Source organism: Neobacillus mesonae (genome assembly GCF_023715155.1).
Lineage (GTDB): Bacteria > Bacillota > Bacilli > Bacillales > Cytobacillaceae > Neobacillus > Neobacillus mesonae_A.
Genome location: NZ_JAMBNQ010000015.1, coordinates 1 through 19,905 on the forward strand (window position 1 = coordinate 1; position 19,905 = coordinate 19,905).

Annotated in this window: 16 protein-coding genes; 14 read left to right on the forward strand and 2 right to left on the reverse strand. The window is 40.6% G+C overall.

Translation table 11 applies throughout. From position 1 onward, the window contains the following. The first annotated feature begins 621 nt into the window (after nt 1–621). The 3 genes from M3183_RS13735 (at nt 622) to M3183_RS13745 (ending at nt 3,068) form a co-directional block, all read left to right on the forward strand. The gene (locus tag M3183_RS13735; RefSeq protein WP_251470614.1) at nt 622–909 is read left to right on the forward strand and encodes a hypothetical protein; all 288 of its coding nucleotides are present in this window, start codon (nt 622–624) and stop codon (nt 907–909) included. A gap of 194 nt (nt 910–1,103) precedes the next feature. Further along, the gene (locus M3183_RS13740) at nt 1,104–2,453 is read left to right on the forward strand and encodes a TrkH family potassium uptake protein (protein WP_251470721.1); all 1,350 of its coding nucleotides are present in this window, start codon (nt 1,104–1,106) and stop codon (nt 2,451–2,453) included. A 51-nt stretch (nt 2,454–2,504) separates the two neighbouring features. Further along, entirely contained in the window at nt 2,505–3,068 is a 564-nt protein-coding gene (locus tag M3183_RS13745) for a GNAT family N-acetyltransferase (RefSeq protein ID WP_251470615.1), read from the forward strand. A gap of 37 nt (nt 3,069–3,105) precedes the next feature. On the opposite strand, the gene M3183_RS13750 is transcribed toward M3183_RS13745, so the two are convergent. After that, complete coding sequence (locus M3183_RS13750) at nt 3,106–4,068, reverse strand: D-2-hydroxyacid dehydrogenase (RefSeq protein ID WP_251470617.1); 963 nt, start codon at nt 4,066–4,068, stop codon at nt 3,106–3,108. Between the two features lie 207 nt (nt 4,069–4,275). On the opposite strand from M3183_RS13750, the gene M3183_RS13755 reads away from it, so the two are divergent. The 8 genes from M3183_RS13755 to M3183_RS13790 all read left to right on the forward strand — a co-directional run bounded on the left by M3183_RS13755 (nt 4,276) and on the right by M3183_RS13790 (nt 16,017). Further along, nucleotides 4,276–5,430: an MFS transporter gene (locus tag M3183_RS13755; RefSeq protein ID WP_285879817.1), complete on the forward strand. Its 1,155-nt coding sequence runs from the start codon at nt 4,276–4,278 to the stop codon at nt 5,428–5,430. A gap of 153 nt (nt 5,431–5,583) precedes the next feature. After that, complete coding sequence (locus M3183_RS13760; protein WP_251470621.1) at nt 5,584–6,729, forward strand: acyl-CoA dehydrogenase family protein; 1,146 nt, start codon at nt 5,584–5,586, stop codon at nt 6,727–6,729. Between the two features lie 100 nt (nt 6,730–6,829). Further along, a complete protein-coding gene (locus M3183_RS13765; RefSeq protein WP_251470622.1) occupies nt 6,830–8,398 on the forward strand; it encodes a fatty acid--CoA ligase in 1,569 nt (522 codons plus the stop codon). A 135-nt stretch (nt 8,399–8,533) separates the two neighbouring features. Further along, entirely contained in the window at nt 8,534–8,734 is a 201-nt protein-coding gene (locus M3183_RS13770; protein ID WP_251470623.1) for a hypothetical protein, read from the forward strand. A gap of 1,162 nt (nt 8,735–9,896) precedes the next feature. Continuing rightward, nucleotides 9,897–12,011: a DNA helicase RecQ gene (gene recQ, locus M3183_RS13775; RefSeq protein WP_251470624.1), complete on the forward strand. Its 2,115-nt coding sequence runs from the start codon at nt 9,897–9,899 to the stop codon at nt 12,009–12,011. 186 nt (nt 12,012–12,197) lie between these two features. Then, nucleotides 12,198–13,613 (forward strand): glycoside hydrolase family 18 protein, encoded by a 1,416-nt coding sequence (locus tag M3183_RS13780; RefSeq protein WP_251470625.1) that lies wholly within the window; start codon nt 12,198–12,200, stop codon nt 13,611–13,613. Nucleotides 13,614–13,874: 261 nt separating this feature from the next. Next, entirely contained in the window at nt 13,875–14,996 is a 1,122-nt protein-coding gene (gene yfkAB, locus M3183_RS13785; RefSeq protein ID WP_251470626.1) for a radical SAM/CxCxxxxC motif protein YfkAB, read from the forward strand. A gap of 103 nt (nt 14,997–15,099) precedes the next feature. Then, nucleotides 15,100–16,017 (forward strand): ketopantoate reductase family protein, encoded by a 918-nt coding sequence (locus M3183_RS13790; protein WP_251470627.1) that lies wholly within the window; start codon nt 15,100–15,102, stop codon nt 16,015–16,017. Between the two features lie 284 nt (nt 16,018–16,301). Here M3183_RS13790 and M3183_RS13795 read toward each other — a convergent pair whose 3' ends face one another. Then, nucleotides 16,302–17,480 carry an MFS transporter gene (locus M3183_RS13795; RefSeq protein WP_251470723.1) on the reverse strand — a complete coding sequence of 393 codons (1,179 nt, stop codon included), beginning with the start codon at nt 17,478–17,480 and terminating at the stop codon, nt 16,302–16,304. Between the two features lie 243 nt (nt 17,481–17,723). On the opposite strand from M3183_RS13795, the gene M3183_RS13800 reads away from it, so the two are divergent. The 3 genes from M3183_RS13800 to M3183_RS13810 all read left to right on the forward strand — a co-directional run bounded on the left by M3183_RS13800 (nt 17,724) and on the right by M3183_RS13810 (nt 19,810). Then, on the forward strand, nt 17,724–18,485 hold the full coding sequence (locus M3183_RS13800) for a threonine/serine exporter family protein (protein WP_251470628.1): 762 nt from the start codon (nt 17,724–17,726) through the stop codon (nt 18,483–18,485). Nucleotides 18,486–18,501: 16 nt separating this feature from the next. Next, complete coding sequence (locus M3183_RS13805) at nt 18,502–18,951, forward strand: threonine/serine exporter family protein (RefSeq protein WP_251470629.1); 450 nt, start codon at nt 18,502–18,504, stop codon at nt 18,949–18,951. Nucleotides 18,952–19,063: 112 nt separating this feature from the next. Then, a complete protein-coding gene (locus tag M3183_RS13810; protein WP_251470630.1) occupies nt 19,064–19,810 on the forward strand; it encodes a C39 family peptidase in 747 nt (248 codons plus the stop codon). The last annotated feature ends 95 nt before the right edge of the window (nt 19,811–19,905 follow it).

The following is a 19,905-nucleotide window of genomic DNA, read 5'->3' on the forward strand; positions in this document are numbered from 1 at the left end:
AAAAGGTGCAAAGAGCGCGAATATCATGAAAAAGGGAATCCCCGCGCACTAAGGAAGGTTGATAAAGCGCGAATTACAGGAAAAAGCGAATTTCCGCGCACTAAGGAAGGTTGAAAGAGCGCGAATTACAGGAAAAAGGGAATCCGCGCGCACTAAAGAAGGTTCATAGAACGCGAATCTTAGGAAAAAAGGAATTTGCGCGCACTAAGGAAGGTTCATAGAACGCGAATCGTAGGAAAAAGGGAATCCGCGCGCACTAAAGAAGGTGCAAAGAGCGCGAATATCATGAAAAAGGGGAATCCGCGCGCACTAAGGAAGGTTGAAAGAGCGCGAATCTTAGGAAAAAGGGAATCCGCGCGCACTAAGGAAGGTTCATAGAACGCGAATCTTAGGAAAAAGGGAATCCTCACGCACTAAGGAAGGTTCGTAAAACACGAATAATAGGAAAAAGCGATAACGCTCTCGCTGAGGAAGATCCATAGTGCGTAAGCTAGAAAATTAAGAGTTCTATCGCGTACTTTAAAAGCATTTACTAAAGAAACTCAATTAATTGAATTAAATAACTATGCTTTTGAAAGCCAAACCCACGGTGTAAAATATTTAGAAAAAAGGAGGCAGCCAATGCAGATACTCTTTTGGCCATGCATGATCGCTTCACTGATTCTTGCCATTTTGGCTCTTAGTCTTAAAAGAGCAAAACTTCTCTTTATTTCCACCATCCTAAACCTGCCAATGTCTTTATACCTGGCAGCAACACCACGCTTCCACCTATGGGGTTTAATATTTCCGCTCTTGTATGCCGGAGCTGCTGTAACGCTAAAAAGAAAGAAGCTTGGTCTGGCAGCTTTGCTAATCGTTCCGAATTTTGTCCTTATATGCTGGCTGGGATATAGTGTGTTAAATCATTAATGGTAGAATTCAAAATTCAAAATAAAAATATTTAGTCCAAAACAGTATATTAATCTGTAGAGAAAGTGGAAAAGAGTTAAAGTGTATTAACAGAATTTTTTTGTTGGGTACTCTTCATAACTTGGCAGTCTGGAATTTATCGAAAAATAACTTTATAATGGTTTCATCATTTAAGATAAGGAGAAACCCCTTTGTTGAAAATTTTTAAGAAGAATAGCTTAAAGCCTCCTCAAATCATTGTTTTATTTTATTTGATTGCTGTTATAGTATCTACTCTTTTATTGAGCCTGCCTTTTGCTCTTAAACCTGGTGTACATTTAAAATTCATAGATATTTTGTTTATTGCAGTTAGTGGATTAAGCGTAACGGGCCTATCACCCGTTTCAATTGTAGATACATTTAGTACAACTGGTATCTTTATATTAATGTTTATCCTTCAATTTGGTGGAATAGGGATTATGACGCTTGGAACCTTCTTATGGCTTTTAATGAAGAAAAAGATTGGTCTAAAGGAAAGACAATTAATTGCGACAGACCAGAACCAATCCAATTTATCTGGACTTGTTAAGCTTATGAGGCAAATATTAATTATTATTCTCTTAATTGAATTGATAGGTGCATTAATCTTAGGAACTTATTTTTTAACTTATTTTTCAACGTGGGAAGAGGCTTATTTGCAAGGATTATTTGCCTCTGTAAGTGCTACAACCAATGCAGGGTTTGATATTACAGGAAACTCACTTATTCCGTTTGCTCATGATTACTTTGTACAAATAATCAATATTGTTTTATTAACACTTGGAGCAATAGGATTTCCGGTACTTATAGAATTAAAGGACTTTTTTCTGCATCGCAAAGACAATAAACAATCCCATCATTTTTCTTTATACACCAAATTAACAACTGTTACGTTTTTCCTTTTGATGTTTGGCGGAACGTTTCTTATTTTATTATTTGATTTTAATCATTACTTTGCTAATAAAAGCTGGCATGAATCCTTGTTTTATGCTTTTTTTCAGTCTTCATCCACGAGAAATGGCGGATTAGCTACAATGGATGTGAGTCATTTTTCAAGACCCACTTTACTGGTTTTATGCTTGTTAATGTTTATTGGTGCTTCGCCAAGCTCTGTTGGCGGAGGGGTAAGGACAACCACTTTTGCAGTAAACTGGTTAGTCATTTTCTCGTTTGCACGAGGCCGAAAAAATATTAAGGTTTTTGGACGTGAATTACATGAAGATGATATCAGGAAGTCATTTGTTGTTAGTTTCTTAGCCTTTTTTATTTGTTTTATAGCAGTAATCATCCTTTCTGAAACTGAACCATTTAATATGCTGGAAATTATGTTTGAGGTGAGCTCAGCTTTTGGGACCACAGGTTTATCTATGGGAATCACTCCGGATCTTAGTTTTACAGGAAAGATTATTATTATTATATTGATGTTTATTGGAAGAATCGGAATCCTTTCCTTTATTTTCATATTTAACCGCGGAAATAAGCAGGAAAGTTATCGATACCCAAGAGAACGTGTGATTATTGGATAATGTGTTTAGTTGAAGTGACTATTTATTAGTAACAACAAAAGGATGGTTCAAATGAAAATTGAACAAATCTATGGAAATCTGCCAGCCTTGGAGACAGAGCGTCTGCTTCTTCGAAAAATTTCACTGGCGGACGTTGATGACATGTTTGCCTATTGTTCAAATGAGGCAGTATCGAAATATGTTACCTGGGAGACACATCAGTCACTGAAAGACACGGAACAATTTATCAACTTTGTTCTGCAGCAGTATGGAAATAAGAGGGTTGCTCCGTGGGGGATAGAGTTCAAAGAGACTGGCAAGCTGATTGGGACCATCGATTTTGTCTGGTGGCATCCCCTGCATCAAAGTGCTGAAATCGGCTATTGTTTATCCCAGGATTACTGGGGAAAGGGAATCACCACAGAGGCAGCGAAAAAGGTCATTAAATTTGGCTTCGAGAAGATGGATTTAATGCGGATCCAGGCAAGATGTTTCACCGGAAATTTTGGTTCGCAAAGGGTGATGGAGAAGGCCGGAATGTCTTTTGAGGGGATAAACCGAAAGGCAATGCTGATCAAAGGAAAGCATCGGGATTTAAAAGTGTATTCAATCTTAAAAGAAGAATTTTTGAAATAAACAAAGGCCGCTCAGGAACACTGGAGCGGCCCAATTATTAATACCCTTTTGAATAGTCTACAAGGTTGATTGAAGGTGTTCCCCCTGCTAGATAATCCTTCAAATTTGGAATTAAAATATTTTCTACCACGCGCCTGTTGTAATGTTCGGTGGAACCAGCCGTATGCGGGGTAATAATAACGTTACCCATCTCCCATAAAGGACTATCTGGACTTAATGGCTCCGTTTCAAACACATCCAATCCTGCTCCGGCAATGATTCCTTCCTGTAGTGCTTGCACCAAATCTTTTTCCACCACAATTTCACCGCGGCCGATATTAATAAAAAAGGCGGTGGAATTCATTTGGTAAAATTGTTCAGCACCAAATAAATGATGTGTTTCTTTAGTGTGAGGAAGTGTTACCACAACATAATCACATAATGGCAGGACCTGATGCAGCTGACCTGCAGTATACATTTCATCCACAAATGCAGCCGTTTTACCCGAGTTTCTTACCCCGAGAACTTTCATCCCAAATGCCTTGGCAATTTTGGCAACTTCGCTCCCAATAGCCCCCACTCCGATGATCCCAATTGTTTTTTCGTGGATTTCAAGTTTCATATTACTGTGATGCCAGGTGTGTGCCTGCTGATTTTTTACATATGTATGAATTTTTCGGGTTAATCCAAGCATTAAAGCAAAAATTGTTTCAGAGATTGGATATGCATGGACCCCATTGGCGCTCGTTAGCATAATGTTCCTTGCAGCCAGTTTTTCGAGAGGCATGGAATCAACTCCGGCACTCCATGATTGCAGCCAATTAAGCTTCGATTCGGGTCCTAAGCAATATTTATCAAGTCCTTTTTTCCAGCCGGCGATGATTTCAGCATCTTTAGCCTGCTCCTGCCAAATTTCTTTTTCCTTTGAGGCAACCAGCTCCCAATCCGGGACTATCTCTTTTACCTGATCAAGCAGGACCTGCTCAAGGTTATGGGTAATGACTAATTTTCTTTTTTCCATAATGTGAGCCCTCCATCTTATATTTGTTAATTCCATAATACAGGAATTCGTCCTAAAAAAGACAATCCTTTCATATTAGTTTTCAGAATTTTCCTTTTTCTAACTGATGTGCTATTATTTGTATCAACTAAATAAAATAAGTGATAGCAGTTTATATGAAAAGGCGGGAGTTTTGTGAGAGATCGTTTGTGGACAAAATCATTTATTATGCTTATGGTTGGGAACCTTTTTGTGTTTATGTCTTTTCAGATGCTGCTTCCCATCTTGCCGCCTTATATTCAATCACTTGGGGCGTCCGGTATTGAAATTGGCTTGGTTACTGCACTGTTTTCAATTGGTGCTGTCCTTAGCAGGCCATTTATTGGCTTTATGCTGGAATATAGGAAAAGAAAAGCAATGGTGTTGATTGGGGCTGCGATGCTGCTGTTTATTACGGTACTCTATCCCATTTCGCAGATCATTGTCATCTTTCTGCTGTTCCGTTTTCTGCACGGTCTTGCTTGGGGATGGTCCACCACAGTAAATGGAACGGCAGCAGCGGATACCATTCCAAATTCACGGCTTGGTGAGGGGATGGGATATTACGGGCTTTCAGTAACTATTGGAATGGTCATTGCGCCGAGTCTAGGAATCTTTCTATTTAACATAACATCCTTCAACAATCTTATTTTTATATCCGCATTACTGGGGGGTGTTGCTGTAGTACTGCTTATGTTCGTGCATTATATCACCCCTGAAGCAGTACAGAAAACTAAAAGAGAAGAGCTTACATTTTCCTATTTTAGGTCATCATTTGATAAAGCAAGCTCGTTTCCAGCCTTCATTACCTTACTGGTCAGTCTCGGATACGGTGCAATTACAACATTTATTGTGATATTCGGACAAGAGCGGGGAATAAGTCAAATCTTTTTATTTTATATCCTCAATGCAATCATGTCGTCCGTCACCAGACCGTTTGCCGGAAAGTGGTTTGATGAAAAAGGCCCTAGAGGACTCGTGCTGTTCTGTTCTTTTATTACATTTGCCGGGATGTGGGTGCTTTCCTTTGCTCACTCCAATTTCTTAATTGCCATTGCCGGAGCCCTATTTGGTGTTGGATTCGGCTGTGCGATTCCAACTTTGCAATCCTGGGCATTACTAATTACTCCTGCGAACCGCCGCGGTGTCGTCAATGGAATGATTTTCTCCTCCATTGATTTAGGGATTGGGTTAAGTGGATTAATTTTCGGCTTTATTGCAGATTTCGTGGAAACAGCGACTCTGTTTAGACTAGCCAGCATATTTCTTGTTGCTGCCGTTGTCTGTGTGGGACTGACTGTGAAAAAGAAAAAGGTCTCTGCAGTAGAAAGAAGTATTTCATAATAAAATAGACGGGACAGAAAAAAGTTTTTTCATTCCCGTCTTTCTATAAAGTTAGTGAAGAGGATAGGGCAGGCAGATTTTCAAGCATGCTGATATTGCTTTTGTTTTTAAAGGAAAGTAAGCGCTATCAATTAAAAAGAAAGGATGATAGAAATGAAACATCCCTACTTACATGAGGATCATAAAATTTTTCGTCAAGCTTTAAGAAAGTTTTTGGAAAAAGAAGCCGATCCCTTTTATGAACAATGGGAAGAGGACAGGATGATTCCGCGTTCATTTTGGACAAAAATGGGTGAACAGGGGTTTCTTTGTCCTGATATTGACGAGAAATATGGCGGCAGCGGGGTGGATTGGGGGTTCTCCGTTGTCATCAATGAGGAGCTTGAACGAGTAGGCACCGGCTTAATTGGAATTAGTCTTCATAGTGATATCGTCATTCCTTACATCACCTCATATGGCACAGAGAAGCAAAAACAGCGCTGGCTCCCGAAGTGTGTGACAGGCGAAATCATAACGGCTATTGCCATGACAGAGCCGGGAACAGGCTCAGACCTTGCGAACATTAAAACAACCGCTAAACTTGATGGAGATCACTATATTGTGAATGGGCAGAAAACGTTCATCACCAATGGTATTCAATCAGATCTTGTGGTTGTGGCGGTAAAAACTAATCCAGATGCTGTGCCCAAGCATAAGGGGCTCAGCTTGCTGGTGATTGAAAGGGATACTCCCGGATTCTCAAGAGGAAGAAAATTAAACAAGATAGGTCTCCACTCACAGGATACGGCTGAATTAATCTTTGAAGAATGCCGCGTGCCAAAAGAAAACCTGCTGGGTGAGGAAGGAAAAGGCTTCATCTATTTAATGGAAAAATTGCAGCAGGAACGCCTTCTAGTTGCAATTGGGGCGCAGACTGCCGGGGAGGTCATGCTTGAAAAAACGATAGAATACGTCAAAAGCCGTGAAGCCTTTGGAAAAACGGTCAGCCAGTTTCAAAATACTCAATTTAAAATTGTTGAGATGGCCACTGATCTTGAGATGAGCCGTGCTTTCTTAGACCAATTAATTGCTGAGCATATCGAAGGACAAAACGTGGTAACCAAGGTATCTATGGCAAAATGGAAGCTGACTGACAATGCCAGAAAAATTGCCACAGAATGCATGCAACTTCATGGCGGTTACGGCTATATGGAAGAATACGAGATTGCCAGACGATTCCGTGACATACAGGTTGGCGGCATCTATGCCGGTACCAATGAAATTATGAAAACGATTATTGCTAAAAATTTAGGGCTGTAGGAAGAAAATCCTTTTAGATAGACAGGCAATTTTTTTAGAGAAAATTTTCTATCACTAAAGGAGCTAAAAAAAGGAAAACCAAAAAATCGGAGGCGATGGCATGACAACTACAATCGGAAAAATCTTTGAATTAACGGTAAAAAAGTATCCAAATAAAGAAGCGATTTATGATGTCCGAAAAAATCTCCGCTATACGTTCAGAGAATGGAGCGAACAGGTGAACCGCCTTGCGAATGCACTCTTAACGGAAGGAGTTAAAAAAGGGGACCGGGTTTCCACATTTATGTTTAACACAGAAGAGTTAGGTACTGCTTTTTTTGCCTGCGCAGCACTTGGCGCTGTGTTTAATCCGATTAATTTCCGTCTCACTGCTGAGGAAACAGCGTTTATTTTATCCGATGCTGCCCCAAAGGTTGTGCTTTTTGAAAAAGCATTAGAGCCTGTCATCTCTGCAATCGCCAGCCGTTTTCCAAATATCTCATTTTGGTTTATTGATGAGGACACACCTGAGTATGCTGACAGCTACAAGGATAAGGTCGTTTCTGCGTCTGCGGAAGAAATTCATGCCGAAGTGAATGAAAATGATATCTATGCTTTTATTTATACAAGCGGAACAACAGGCAGGCCCAAAGGTGTCATGCACAGCCACCGTAATATGGTGGATCAAAGTTTACTCTGTAATGCTGCACAAAAGCTTGAGAAAGAAGACGTTGGCCTGGTTACTGCACCCATGTTCCATTGTGCTGAGCTGCATTGTGCCTTCCTTCCAAGAGTGAATGTAGGGGCAAAAAATGTGATACTGCACCAGTTTAATCCAAAAGCCATCCTGTCATTGATTGAAGAAGAAAAAATAACGAAGCTTTTTGCGGCACCTACCATGTGGAATATGCTTTTACAAGAGGACTTATCTGAATATGACTTATCCAGTTTAAAACTGGGGTTATACGGAGCGGCCCCAATGGCCCCCTCTCTTGTAAATGCCCTGCACGATCGTTTAGGTATTTCTTTAGTTCAAGCCTATGGAATGACGGAAATGGGACCTGCTATTACGTTCCTGTCTGAAGGAGATCAGCTTAGAAAAGCAGGATCAGCCGGCCAGGCTGCCTTAAATCATGATATTCGGATTGTCCGTACCCGGGAAGATGGCCCGTCTGATCCTGATGATATTGTTCCAACAGGGGAAACAGGAGAGATTATTGTCCAAGGACCTTGTATGATGCTAGGTTATTATAATCGTGAGGAGGCAACAGAAGATGCCATGTATAAAGGCTGGTATCATTCTGGAGATATCGGCTATATGGATGAAGAAGGCTACCTCTTTGTGAATGACCGGGTCGATGATATGATCATCAGCGGCGGTGAAAACATCTATCCGCGGGAGGTGGAGGATTTGCTGCATAGCCATCCAAGCGTTCTCGATGCAGCGGTTGTGGGTCAGCCGGATGACCGCTGGGGAGAAACTGTTACCGCATTTATTGTTAAAAAAGAATCAAAGAATGTGACAGAACAGGAGTTAGATGTATTTTGCAAAAATAGTGACAGTCTGGCCAACTATAAGCGTCCGCGAAAATATATTTTCTGTGACGCATTGCCGCGAAATGCCAGCGGTAAAATCCAAAAATTTATATTAAGAAAACAGCTTGAGGAGCTTTTTTCACAAGATTTATAAGGAAATTTTTTTGATAGTTCGTCTTATATTAAGGCGGACTTTTTCTATATACGTTTATTATGGGGTTCTGCATATCTTGGTAAAATGATAAACTAAATGAATGGTGGTAACTTTTGTAAAAAAGGAGAATTTTGAATGATGAATAATGGGAGTATCTTTGGTTTATTTGCGATTGTGCCGATATTGCTTTATTTGATTATTTTGGTCTTTGCTATCTATTTTGTGGTTAGGACGATTCGATTCATGAGTGAAAAAACAAAATTGGATCAGGAACGGAATCAAAAGCTGGATGCGTTGATAAATGCGATACAAGAGAATAATAGGAAAAATAATTAGAAAAAAGGCCTAAATCACACTTGATGATTTAGTGCCTTTTTTTCTTGTTGATTTTGCCTGGGGAAGTGCCCTTAGGAAGGTTAGTGGTAAAAATAAGCGGTTGATTCTTCCCGAGAAGAGGTCAAATCAAGAGCCAGCGGTAAAAATAAGCGGTTGATTCTTCCCGGGAGAGGTCAAATCAAGAGCCAGCGGTAAAAATAAGCGGTTGAATCTTCCCGGGAGAGTCCGAATCAAGAGCCAGCGGTAAAAATAAGCGGTTGAATCTTCCCGGGAGAGTCCAAAACAAGAGCCAGCGGTAAAAATAAGTGGTTGAATCTTCCCGGGAGAGTCCGAAGCAAGAGCCAGCGGTAAAAATAATTGGTTGAATCTTCCCGGGAGAGTCCGAATCAAGAGCCAGCGGTAAAAATAATTGGTTGATTCTTCCCGGGAGAGTCCGAATCAAGAGCCAGCGGTAAAAATAAGCGGTTGAATCTTCCCGGGAGAGTCCGAATCAAGAGCCAACGGTAAAAATAAGTGGTTGAATCTTCCCGAGATGAGGTCAAATCAAGAGCCAGCGGTAAAAATAAGCGGTTGATTCTTCCCGGGAGAGTCCGAATCAAGAGCCAGCGAGTAAAATAAGCGGTTGAATCTTCCCGGGAGAGTCCGAATCAAGAGCCAGCGAGTAAAATAAGCGGTTGAATCTTCCCGGGAGAGTCCGAATCAAGAATCATCGGTAAAAAAAAGCGGTTGAATCTTCCCGGGAAGAGTCCGAATCAAGAGCCAGCGGGTAAAATAAGCGGTTGAATCTTCCCGGGAAGAGTCCGAATCAAGAGTCAGCGGTAAAAAAAGCGGTTGATTCTTCCCGAGAAGAGTCCGAATCAGGAGCCAGCGGTAAAAAAAAGCGGTTGAATCTTCCCGAGAAGAGTCCGAAACAAGGTTAGCGGTTAAAATGAGTAGATAATTTAGCCCGGGAATTTGCCAATACGCGATTAGCGGGTAATATGAATTCCTACTTTTTTCGAGCTAGAAATTAGTAATAATAAAATGGCTGATAATATCATTAATGTGTGACAACTCATTTATGAAAATCAATTCAGTCCACAGAAACATATTTTCTTCCCCTAAAAATAAGCGGTATAATAGAATGGGTAAACCTACTGATAGAATGAAAGGAGAAACTATTTTGTTTGAAAAAGCGCAGCCCCTATTACAATCCTATTTTGGTTACAACTCCTTTAGAAAGGGCCAGGAGCAGGCCATCCGCTCAGTACTAGACGGTAACAATACCATTTGTGTTATGCCGACCGGCGGAGGAAAATCGATTTGCTATCAAATCCCTGCTTTAATCCTGCCTGGTACCACAATTGTTATTTCCCCGCTGATTTCCTTAATGAAGGACCAAGTTGATACCCTTGTTCAGGCAGGCATCCCTGCAGCCTATATTAATAGTTCACTCAGCTATAATGAGTCATATGACCGGATTCAAGCAGCAAAGCTGGGCCAATACAAATTGTTGTACATAGCGCCGGAACGGCTTGAATCACAAGAATTTCTGGAAGACTTAAAACAAATGGAAATCTCATTCATTGCTGTTGATGAGGCACACTGTATTTCACAATGGGGTCATGATTTTCGCCCAAGCTACAGGCAGATTCAGCGTATGATTCAAATTTTACCGCAAACGCCAAATATCCTGGCTCTTACAGCAACTGCAACACCAAAAGTGCGTGAAGATATATGCACTTTGCTCAATATAGATGAAAGAAACACAATCATAACAGGCTTTGAACGGGAAAACCTTTCGTTTTCTGTTATTAAAGGACAAGATCGCCATAAGTTCCTGTTGGACTATTTGAAAAAGAACGATAAGGAATCAGGCATTATCTATGCAGCAACAAGGAAAAATGTGGATCAGCTTTATGAAAGATTACGAAGAGAAAATATAAATGCAGCTCATTATCATGCAGGAATGGGGGAGAAAGAACGGAGCCATGAGCAGGAACGTTTTCTTACTGATGAGGCAACTGTTATGGTGGCCACTTCTGCCTTCGGAATGGGTATCGATAAATCTAATATAAGATACTGTATCCACTGGCAGCTGCCAAAAAACATGGAAAGCTACTATCAGGAAGCAGGCCGTGCCGGACGTGACGGGCTGAAGAGTGAGTGTATTGTTCTTTATTCGCCGCAGGATGTTCAAATTCAGAGATTCTTAATTGACCAATCCAGTGACCGCAGCCGAATGACTCAGGAGCTGGAGAAACTGCAGCAAATGGTTGACTACTGCCATACGGAAAGCTGCCTGCAAGAATTTATCCTGCATTATTTTGGTGAAACAGAGACGGATTCATGCGGAAGATGTGGTAACTGCACTGATTCCCGAAATCAAATCGATGTGACGAAGGAAGCCCAAATGGTTATGTCATGTGTCATTCGAATGGGCCAAAGGTTCGGAAAAACCTTGACTGCCCAAGTGTTAACCGGATCGAAAAATAAAAAAGTGACGGAGCTCGGATTTGATAGTCTATCAACCTATGGAATTATGAAGGAAAGAGCGGCAAAGGATGTCAGTGATTTTATAGAATTTTTAATTTCACAGGATTTGATTGGAATAGAGCAGGGAACATTTCCTACCCTATATGTATCGCCCAAAGGTAAGGATATATTGCTTGGTAACACAAAGGTATTACGCAGACAGACTGTGCAAGTAAAAGAAGTTTCAAAGAGCGATCCATTATTTGAAGCATTAAGAGAGGTCCGGAAGCAAATTGCAGCACAGGAAAATGTACCGCCTTTCGTCATTTTCTCTGATGCTGCGCTAAAGGATATGTGTGCGAAATTACCAAAATCTAATGAGGAATTTTTACAAGTGAGCGGTGTGGGAGAACATAAACTGCAGAAATATGGCCTCGAGTTTATCCAGGCTATTCGTTCTTTCATCGAAGACAATTCAGATTATCAAACTCAATTGGATGTTGAACCAAAAGCACCAAAAAAACCAGCAAAAGCAATAGGCGATTCCCATCTTGAAACATTCACATTACATCAGACTGGATTAACGATTCCGGAAATTGCAGAAAAACGAAATCTGGCCATAAGCACAGTTGAAAATCATCTGCTTCAATGTGTCAGGGAGGGATTGGAAATTGACTTTTCCCTTCTAATCCCGGACAGCTATCTTCCTATGTTAGAACAGGCTGTTGAAAATGCAGGACGGGAACGGTTAAAACCAATTAAGGAACTGCTTCCAGAAGAGGTCAGTTATTTCATGATCAAAGCCTTCCTCAGCAGAAAATAATAGGCATTAACACAAAAACCACTTCATGAATAAGGTAAAGTAGATGACATTCCATGGACACTTTATCCAATATGGCAATTAGCCCTGCTTCAAGCATAGGGGAACTTGCTGCAAAACGGGGCTAACAATCAGTGGGGATGGAAATAAACCACTGATTTAAGTTTCACTTTAACTGAGGTGGTATTTGTGAATATTCATGTTGTAAAAAGCGGGGATACTCTTTGGAGGATCTCACAAATGTACGGTGTGACTATCAATCAAATTATTGCAGTTAATGGCTTAGCTGATCCGAATCGGCTGGTCCTTGGGGAAGCATTGTTCATTCCCGCGCCTTATCAGCAATATGTAGTCCAAAAAGGCGATACACTTTGGACGATTGCACAGCTTTTAGGGGTATCTATTCAAGAAATTGTTGATGCGAATCAGCTTTCTGATCCTTCAAAAATTTATGTTGGCCAGGTGCTGACGATCCCAGTCTTGTACCATACTGTTCAAGCAGGTGAGAGCTTATGGACCATTGCCAGCCGTTATGGAACAACCGTACAGGTAATTGCTCAGGCAAATCATATCCAAAATGCCGGTGTCATACGTGTCGGGCAAAGGCTGAGGATTCCGGAGGCTCCAAAGCCGGAAATTGAAGTAAATGCCTACGTCACAGAAATAGAGCAGGCTGGCGCTGATATTGTTGCTCCGTTGACATCCTATTTTACTTATATTAGTCCTTTCAGCCATAGTGTTGGCGAAGATGGGAGTCTCGCTCCATTAAAAGATGAAGACATTATTAGAACGGCACGGGAAAGAAATACTGCGCCGCTTTTAGTGGTTACAAACTTTGTTGGGAGTCAGTTTAGTGCAGAACGGGCAGCCTTAATTTTAGGGACCCCTGAAATTCAAGATAAGCTTATTAACAATATCCTTACGCAGCTAAAAGAAAAAGGATATGTTGGGGTTAATATTGATTTCGAATATATCAATCCGGGTGACAGGGAAAATTATAATAACTTTTTACGAAAAGTGGTTTCCCGTCTGCATCCTCAAGGTTACTCCGTCTCTACTGCATTAGCGCCAAAAATTTCCGCTGGACAGAAAGGACAGTTATATGAGGCACATGATTATGCTGCGCACGGTCAAATTGTCGACTTTGTTGTGATTATGACATATGAGTGGGGCTGGATTGGCGGCAGACCTTGGGCAGTTGCTCCAATTAATGAAGTGAAAAAAGTGCTTGATTATGCAGTCACTGAAATCCCACGCAATAAAATTGTCATGGGTGCACCCTTATACGGCTATGATTGGAAAATTCCTTGGGTAAAAGGAACGTTCGCCAGGATTATTAGTCCAAAAGAGGCGGTGAACATTGCTGCAAAATACGGAGCTGCTATCAACTATGACGAAACCTATCAGTCTCCCTTTTTCCATTATACAGATGAAAAAGGCCAGCAGCATGAAGTCTGGTTTGAAGATGCTAGAAGCATGCAGGTAAAATATGATACGGTTAAGTCCTATAGACTACGCGGTATCAGCTATTGGGTGCTAGGAAATGCATTCCCGCAGAATTGGCCTGTTCAGGCGGCAAACTTCACAGTGAAAAAATATTCATGATGATTGATATCGTTTTAGTGTACGGCTGTAATTTTCAGAAAATTCATAGCGGTTGTCGATATGCCGCTGTTTCTGTTATATTTCCCCGGTAATTTTGTCGAGAATAGTGGTAGAAGAACAAGGTCAGCTTCGTTTGAATGCAGCCTTGTTTTTTTGATTGAATATTTCCAAATAAGCATACATAAGCATTTGTATATCATACGAACTTTAAATCAGCTATAATAGAAAGGTTTTAAAAAAACAGATTTAAAGGAGATTACAATGAAAACATTGAGAAAGATTTCCCCCAAATATGATCCGTGGGAGGCGTATTTGGATGTTGAAGAATATGGGAGGATGAGACTGAGCAATATTGAATTTACTACCACAACTCTTTGTAATATGCGATGTGAACATTGTGCCGTAGGCTATACACTTCAAACTAAGGATCCAAATGCGCTTCCGCTTGAGCTCCTGTTAAGAAGACTGGATGAAATCCCCGCCCTGCGCTCCTTAAGCATCACCGGTGGAGAACCGATACTTTCAATGTCGTCCGTCAAAAATTATGTTGTACCGATTTTAAAGTATGCCCATGAACGGGGCGTCAGGACACAGCTTAACTCCAATTTAACTCTTGATCTAAGCCGTTATGAATTAATCACTCCATATTTAGATGTATTACATATCTCGCACAATTGGGGAACTGTTGATGATTTTGTCCAGGGCGGTTTTGCCAGAATGGAGAAGAAACCTGAATACTCCCAGCGAGCAAAATATTTTGAAAGAATGATAGAGAATAGCCGTGAATTAAGTAAAGCAGGGGTGCTAGTGTCAGCGGAAACTATGTTGAATAAACGGACATTACCGCATTTGGAAAAGATTCACCGGCAGATTGTAGATGAAATGCTTTGTCAAAGACATGAGATACATCCAATGTACCCAAGTGACTTTGCCAGCAATCTAGAAGTATTAACATTGGATGAAGTTAGAAAAGCAATTCATCATTTGCTGGATGTTAGGGATGAAAACATATGGATGTTGTTTGGAACACTGCCATTTTATCCATGCAGCAGCAATCAAGAGGATTTAGCGATATTGGAACGGATTTATAATAGTAAAAATGTAACGGTTAGAAATGATCCTGATGGCCGTTCACGGCTGAATGTAAATATTTTTAGCGGGGAAATTATTGTAACTGACTTTGGCGATACACCTCCTCTGGGAAATATTCAAAATACGAATCTTTTAGATGCGTATGAAAAATGGCAGTCATCCAAAATAGCCAAGGAATTAAGCTGCCACTGTCAAGCTGTATCCTGCCTGGGACCAAATATTTTAGTGAAAAATAGTTACTATCAGGATGTTGATTTTTCAACACGGCAGACAAAACTTATAAAGGGATGATAAGCAGGATGGACTCCTGCTTTTTTATCTTTCAATCTATTCTGCTTGAAAGATTTACCTTATACTAGAAATATAATGTTTTTATACATAGGAGGGAACAGGCATGAGAATTCTAGTTGTAGGAGCAGGTGCAGTAGGTGGATATTTTGGCGGGCGATTGATGGAAAAGGGTGAAGATGTTACCTTTTTAGTAAGGGAACGCAGGAAAAAACAATTAGAAGAAACGGGTCTGAAAATTGAAAGCGCTCACGGGAATATAGAGCTTTCTCCAAAGTTAATATTGTCTGGAGAGAAAACAGAGGCTTTTGATCTCATTCTTTTGTCAACGAAGGCCTACCATCTCGAAGAGGCAATTGAAAGCTTCCGGGAGTATGCAGGTGAAAGAACAGCGATATTACCTTTGTTAAATGGGATATCCCATTATGAAAAATTAATAGCAAAATTTGGTAAGAAACGAGTTGTCGGAGGCCTCTGCTTTATTGAAACGACACTTGATGCAGAAGGGGAAATTATCCAAACAAGCCCTAGACATGATTTGGTATTTGGAGAGCTGACCGGCGAACGGACAGAACGAATTGTGAAAATTGAGGAGGCCTTTGCCGGAACAAATGTGGGTTACCAGTTAAGTGACGATATTAAGAAGGCTTTATGGAATAAATATTTATTCATTTCCACGATGTCGGGAATCACTACTTTGATGAGAGCTCCAATTGGGCCAATCCGTGAAGAACCAAGCGGACGTGCTGTGATTGAGAAGCTGTTACAGGAAATTGTCACCGTTATGAAGCTGGCAGGAGCACCGTTTCCTGATGATATAGTAGAACAGCAACTGAATCAAATTGATTCACTCGAATATTCAATGAAATCTTCTATGCAAAGGGATATGGAAAAATTGTCCCAGGTTGAAGCTGATCATTTACATGGATATCTATTGGGGATTGCACAAAAGGAACAGATTCCAGTGCCTGCACTTGAAGCAGTTTATGCGAATTTAAAAATTTATGAGCAAACATTGAAATAAGAAAAGCCCCAAAGTTGGATTTTCTAAGTCCAACTTTGGGGCTTCATATCATTTTGATAGGGCTTTTTCTTTATGGAGACAATTTTTATTCAAAAGACAGGTCTGTTCTCATAAGGGTTCATGAGGACAACACAGCCGGGAAACGAGGCTCTCCAGTTCTCATAAAGGGTTCATGAGAACAACACAGCCCAAAAATGAGGCGCCCCAGTTCTCATAAAAGCCTTATAAGGACAACACGCCAGGAAACGAGACTCCCCCAGTTCTCATAAAAAGTCAAACGAACATTACGCCGAATGCTGTTTCACCAGTTTTGGATCCCTATGCATTGCCACGAGCAGGATGACACCACTGATAATTAGTAATGCACTTGTGCTGATAAATACGGCAGAGAAACCCAGGTAGCCGGAAATGAAGCCACCGAGCATTGGGCCGATAATGTTGCCGAGAAACCTTAAGCTAGTATTATAACCAAGAACCTCACCCTGCATTGCAATTGGGGCTTCCTGACGGATATAAGCAATCCTCACTGGAATAATTCCGCCCATGGCTACTCCGAGAACAAATCGGATTACTACTAACTGCCAATAACTCGTAACTGCAGCCCCAGGCAGATAAATAATTCCCGCGGAAAAGAGGAGAATCACCAGGATTTTAACATAGCCATACTTATCAGCAATTTTCCCCCAATTTCGTGACATCAGCAAATTTCCTATTCCGGCTACGGAAAATGCCATACCGGAAAAGAAAGCAATATTTGTTGTCCCATGCAGTTCACTAACAAAAAGCGAAAGAATCGGCTGAATGCTAAAATGGGCAATCTGAACAAGGGCTGATATTAACAGAACCGTTAAAAGAACGGGATTTCTCATGATATGCAAGAGTACTTCTTTGCTGGAGTAATGGTTTTTTGCACCCGAGCGGGTATCAATGCGGAATTCTTTTGTCGTCATCACCAGCAGGGCTGATATGAAAATGGCGATTGATGTCCATTTAAATGTAGTTGAATATCCAAGGGTGTCGGCTAGAACACCGCCAAGCATAGGTCCAAATAAAGAACCGGTGATACTCCCTGTTTGAAGGGTGCCAAGAACACGACCGGCGATTTCCTTCGGCGTCTGTGTTGAAATAAATGCTTGAGACATGGAAATAAAGCCTGAGAAGAAACCCATGAAAAAACGAAGAAGGAATAACTGCCAAACAGATTGGGCGAATCCAATAAGAAAAATGGAAACAGCCATTCCTATCCCCGAAATGATTAAAATCTTTTTCCTGCCATAAAGGTCACCGATTTTTCCCCAAATGGGTGAGAACATAAAAGCAGAAACAAAAGTTACAGCAAAAGTCAGACCGGCCCAATGCTGTACATATTTAGTAGAAAAATGTCCAAATGTTTCAATATATAAAGAGATGAACGGAAGAACCATAGTCATGCTGCCGGAAACAAAGAAGTTCGCAAACCACATGACCCATAAATTATGTTTCGCCTTTCCCTGTTGATTCACAGTAATAAACACTTCTTTCTATTGTTTGCTTCGATTTACTAAATATTATATTACCTAAATTTCCAATAAATTCAATCCCGCTGTTTGTCCATTTTTGGTTTATAGTGAATCTTTCCTATCCTTCCTTAAAACTGTCAGGAATATTGCTTTAGAAACTTATTTTGATTTAAACTAAATAAATAATTTAGTTAATGTGGTGAGAAGATGGGGAATCAGGTAGAACAAACAAAAGAAATTATGGAACTTTGTTTACTGGCCGGCAGAATCATGCTTCAAAGCGGCGGTGAAACGTACCGGGTGGAAGACACTATGACACGAATGGCAGCCGCCCTTGGAATTGATAATACAAACAGCTATGTTACTCCAACAGGAATCATTTTTTCTGCAGAAGGCACAGGACCTGCCAGAACGAAGCTGGTCAGAATATCTGAAAGGTCAACTGATTTAAAAAAAGTCGCTTTGGTCAATAGCGTCTCAAGGGGTATAAGCAGCGGAGAAATCAATCTAAGGCAGGCATTTGAACAATTAAACGAAATCAATTCAATGAATTTAACCTTCCCATTCAAGGTACAAGTGGCTGCTGCATCAATTGCAAGCAGTTGTTTCATGATTATGTTTAACGGAAGCTGGAATGACTTTATCCCGGCAATGATTTCAGGTGGTGTTGGTTACTTAAGCTTTATTTACTTTCACCGGTTTGTACCGATTAAATTTTTCTCGGAATTCCTGGCTTCCTTTGTGATAGGGCTGCTTTCATTTTTATTTGTCAAGAACGGCATTGGCCACCAGTTAGATAAAATAATAATAGGTTCAGTTATGCCGCTGGTTCCAGGTCTGCTTGTAACAAATGCCATCAGGGACCTAATGGCAGGGCATTTAGTCGCCGGATTGTCAAAGGGGGCAGAGGCCTTTCTTACGTCCTTTGCCATAGGGGCCGGAATCGCCTTTGTTGTATCGTATTTGTGAGGGTGAGGGAACAATTGTGGATGTAATCATTCAAGTAATAACAAGTTTTATTGCAACGGGTGCCTTTGGTATTCTTTTTAATGCTCCGAAGGAAACGTTAATCAAGTGCGGTTTGACTGGGGCGGGAGGCTGGCTGATTTATTATGTTCTGAACGGTTATTCGGAAGATGCCGTTCTTGCCACATTAGCTGCGACTATTTTTATCGCAGTATTAAGCCACCAATTAGCAAAGTTTTATAAAACACCGGTCATTATTTTCAGTGTAGCCGGAATTATTCCGTTGGTACCAGGTGGAATGGCTTATGATGCGATGCGGAACTTTGTTGAAAATGATTATAATACGGCAATTGGCCTTGCTGCAAAAGTGTTTATGCTGGCAGGGACCATTGCCTTTGGACTTGTTTTTTCAGAAGTCATAAATCATATCATAAGAAAAATAAATAACAGAAGAGTAAAACATCTTTAGTCATCGGATTTGCTTAATGGCAACTTTTCCCCTTTCTTCCCTTCATTTCTTTTGGTATGGTAGTATGGAACTAATGAAGACTTACCATTATTCTGACAAGGAATGAATTTTTATGAAAAAATGGCTAATCATCGTTATGATTCTAGTAATATCAATTTTTGGTGCCAAAACGATTAGTACAGTAAGGGCAAGTCAATCGGAGCATGTCGCTGCAGCTGAAGCAGCACCGCTAAAAACCCGTCAGCTGGCACTTCAAAAGGATGGTCCGATATTGCCGAAAAGTAAGCTTTTGGATGTTCCATTAATCAACCAGATGGCTCAGCCGAAACTGTATAATGGCTGTGAAGTCACCAGTCTGGCAATGATTTTGAATTATCATGGTATCAACGTGACGAAAAATGAATTGGCTGAGAATATCAAAACGGTTCCTTTAACCTATGCTAATGGCAAAAAGGGGAATCCAAATGTCGGTTTTGTCGGAAATATGGCTAAAGGTCCAGGGCTAGGAGTGTATAATGGTCCCATATTCGACTTAGCCCAAAAATATGCAGGTAATAAAGTAGTTAATTTGACCAACAGTCCATTCACAGATTTACTAAAAAAGGTCAGCCAGGGACTGCCGGTTTGGATTATCACGACATCCAGCTTTGCCCCCGTATCAGTGTTTGAAGCATGGAATACTCCACAAGGAAAAATTAAAATCACTTTTAGCGAACACAGTGTGGCTATTACCGGATATGATGAGAACCATATTTATGTAAATGATCCATATGGCGTAAAAAATCGAAAATTAAGCCGGGAAAGTTTTATTAAAGCATGGAAGCAAATGGGCAGTCAGGCGGTTGTAATTGAAAAATAAATTGGTTAAATTGACGAAGGCAGAGGAAATTTCCCCTGCCTTCGAATTTTGCTTTATCTATTTGTTATAGTTATCTATTCGTAACTTGAATTCTG

Excerpts from the sequence above, each read along its gene's own strand:
- M3183_RS13735 (WP_251470614.1), top strand. The coding sequence starts at position 622 with ATGCAGATACTCTTTTGGCCATGCATGATCGCTTCACTGATTCTTGCC.
- M3183_RS13745 (WP_251470615.1), top strand. The coding sequence starts at position 2,505 with ATGAAAATTGAACAAATCTATGGAAATCTGCCAGCCTTGGAGACAGAG.
- M3183_RS13750 (WP_251470617.1), bottom strand. The coding sequence starts at position 4,068 with ATGGAAAAAAGAAAATTAGTCATTACCCATAACCTTGAGCAGGTCCTG.
- M3183_RS13755 (WP_285879817.1), top strand. The coding sequence starts at position 4,276 with ATGCTTATGGTTGGGAACCTTTTTGTGTTTATGTCTTTTCAGATGCTG.
- M3183_RS13760 (WP_251470621.1), top strand. The coding sequence starts at position 5,584 with ATGAAACATCCCTACTTACATGAGGATCATAAAATTTTTCGTCAAGCT.
- M3183_RS13765 (WP_251470622.1), top strand. The coding sequence starts at position 6,830 with ATGACAACTACAATCGGAAAAATCTTTGAATTAACGGTAAAAAAGTAT.
- M3183_RS13770 (WP_251470623.1), top strand. The coding sequence starts at position 8,534 with ATGATGAATAATGGGAGTATCTTTGGTTTATTTGCGATTGTGCCGATA.
- yfkAB (WP_251470626.1), top strand. The coding sequence starts at position 13,875 with ATGAAAACATTGAGAAAGATTTCCCCCAAATATGATCCGTGGGAGGCG.
- M3183_RS13790 (WP_251470627.1), top strand. The coding sequence starts at position 15,100 with ATGAGAATTCTAGTTGTAGGAGCAGGTGCAGTAGGTGGATATTTTGGC.
- M3183_RS13795 (WP_251470723.1), bottom strand. The coding sequence starts at position 17,480 with ATGTGGTTTGCGAACTTCTTTGTTTCCGGCAGCATGACTATGGTTCTT.
- M3183_RS13800 (WP_251470628.1), top strand. The coding sequence starts at position 17,724 with ATGGGGAATCAGGTAGAACAAACAAAAGAAATTATGGAACTTTGTTTA.
- M3183_RS13810 (WP_251470630.1), top strand. The coding sequence starts at position 19,064 with ATGAAAAAATGGCTAATCATCGTTATGATTCTAGTAATATCAATTTTT.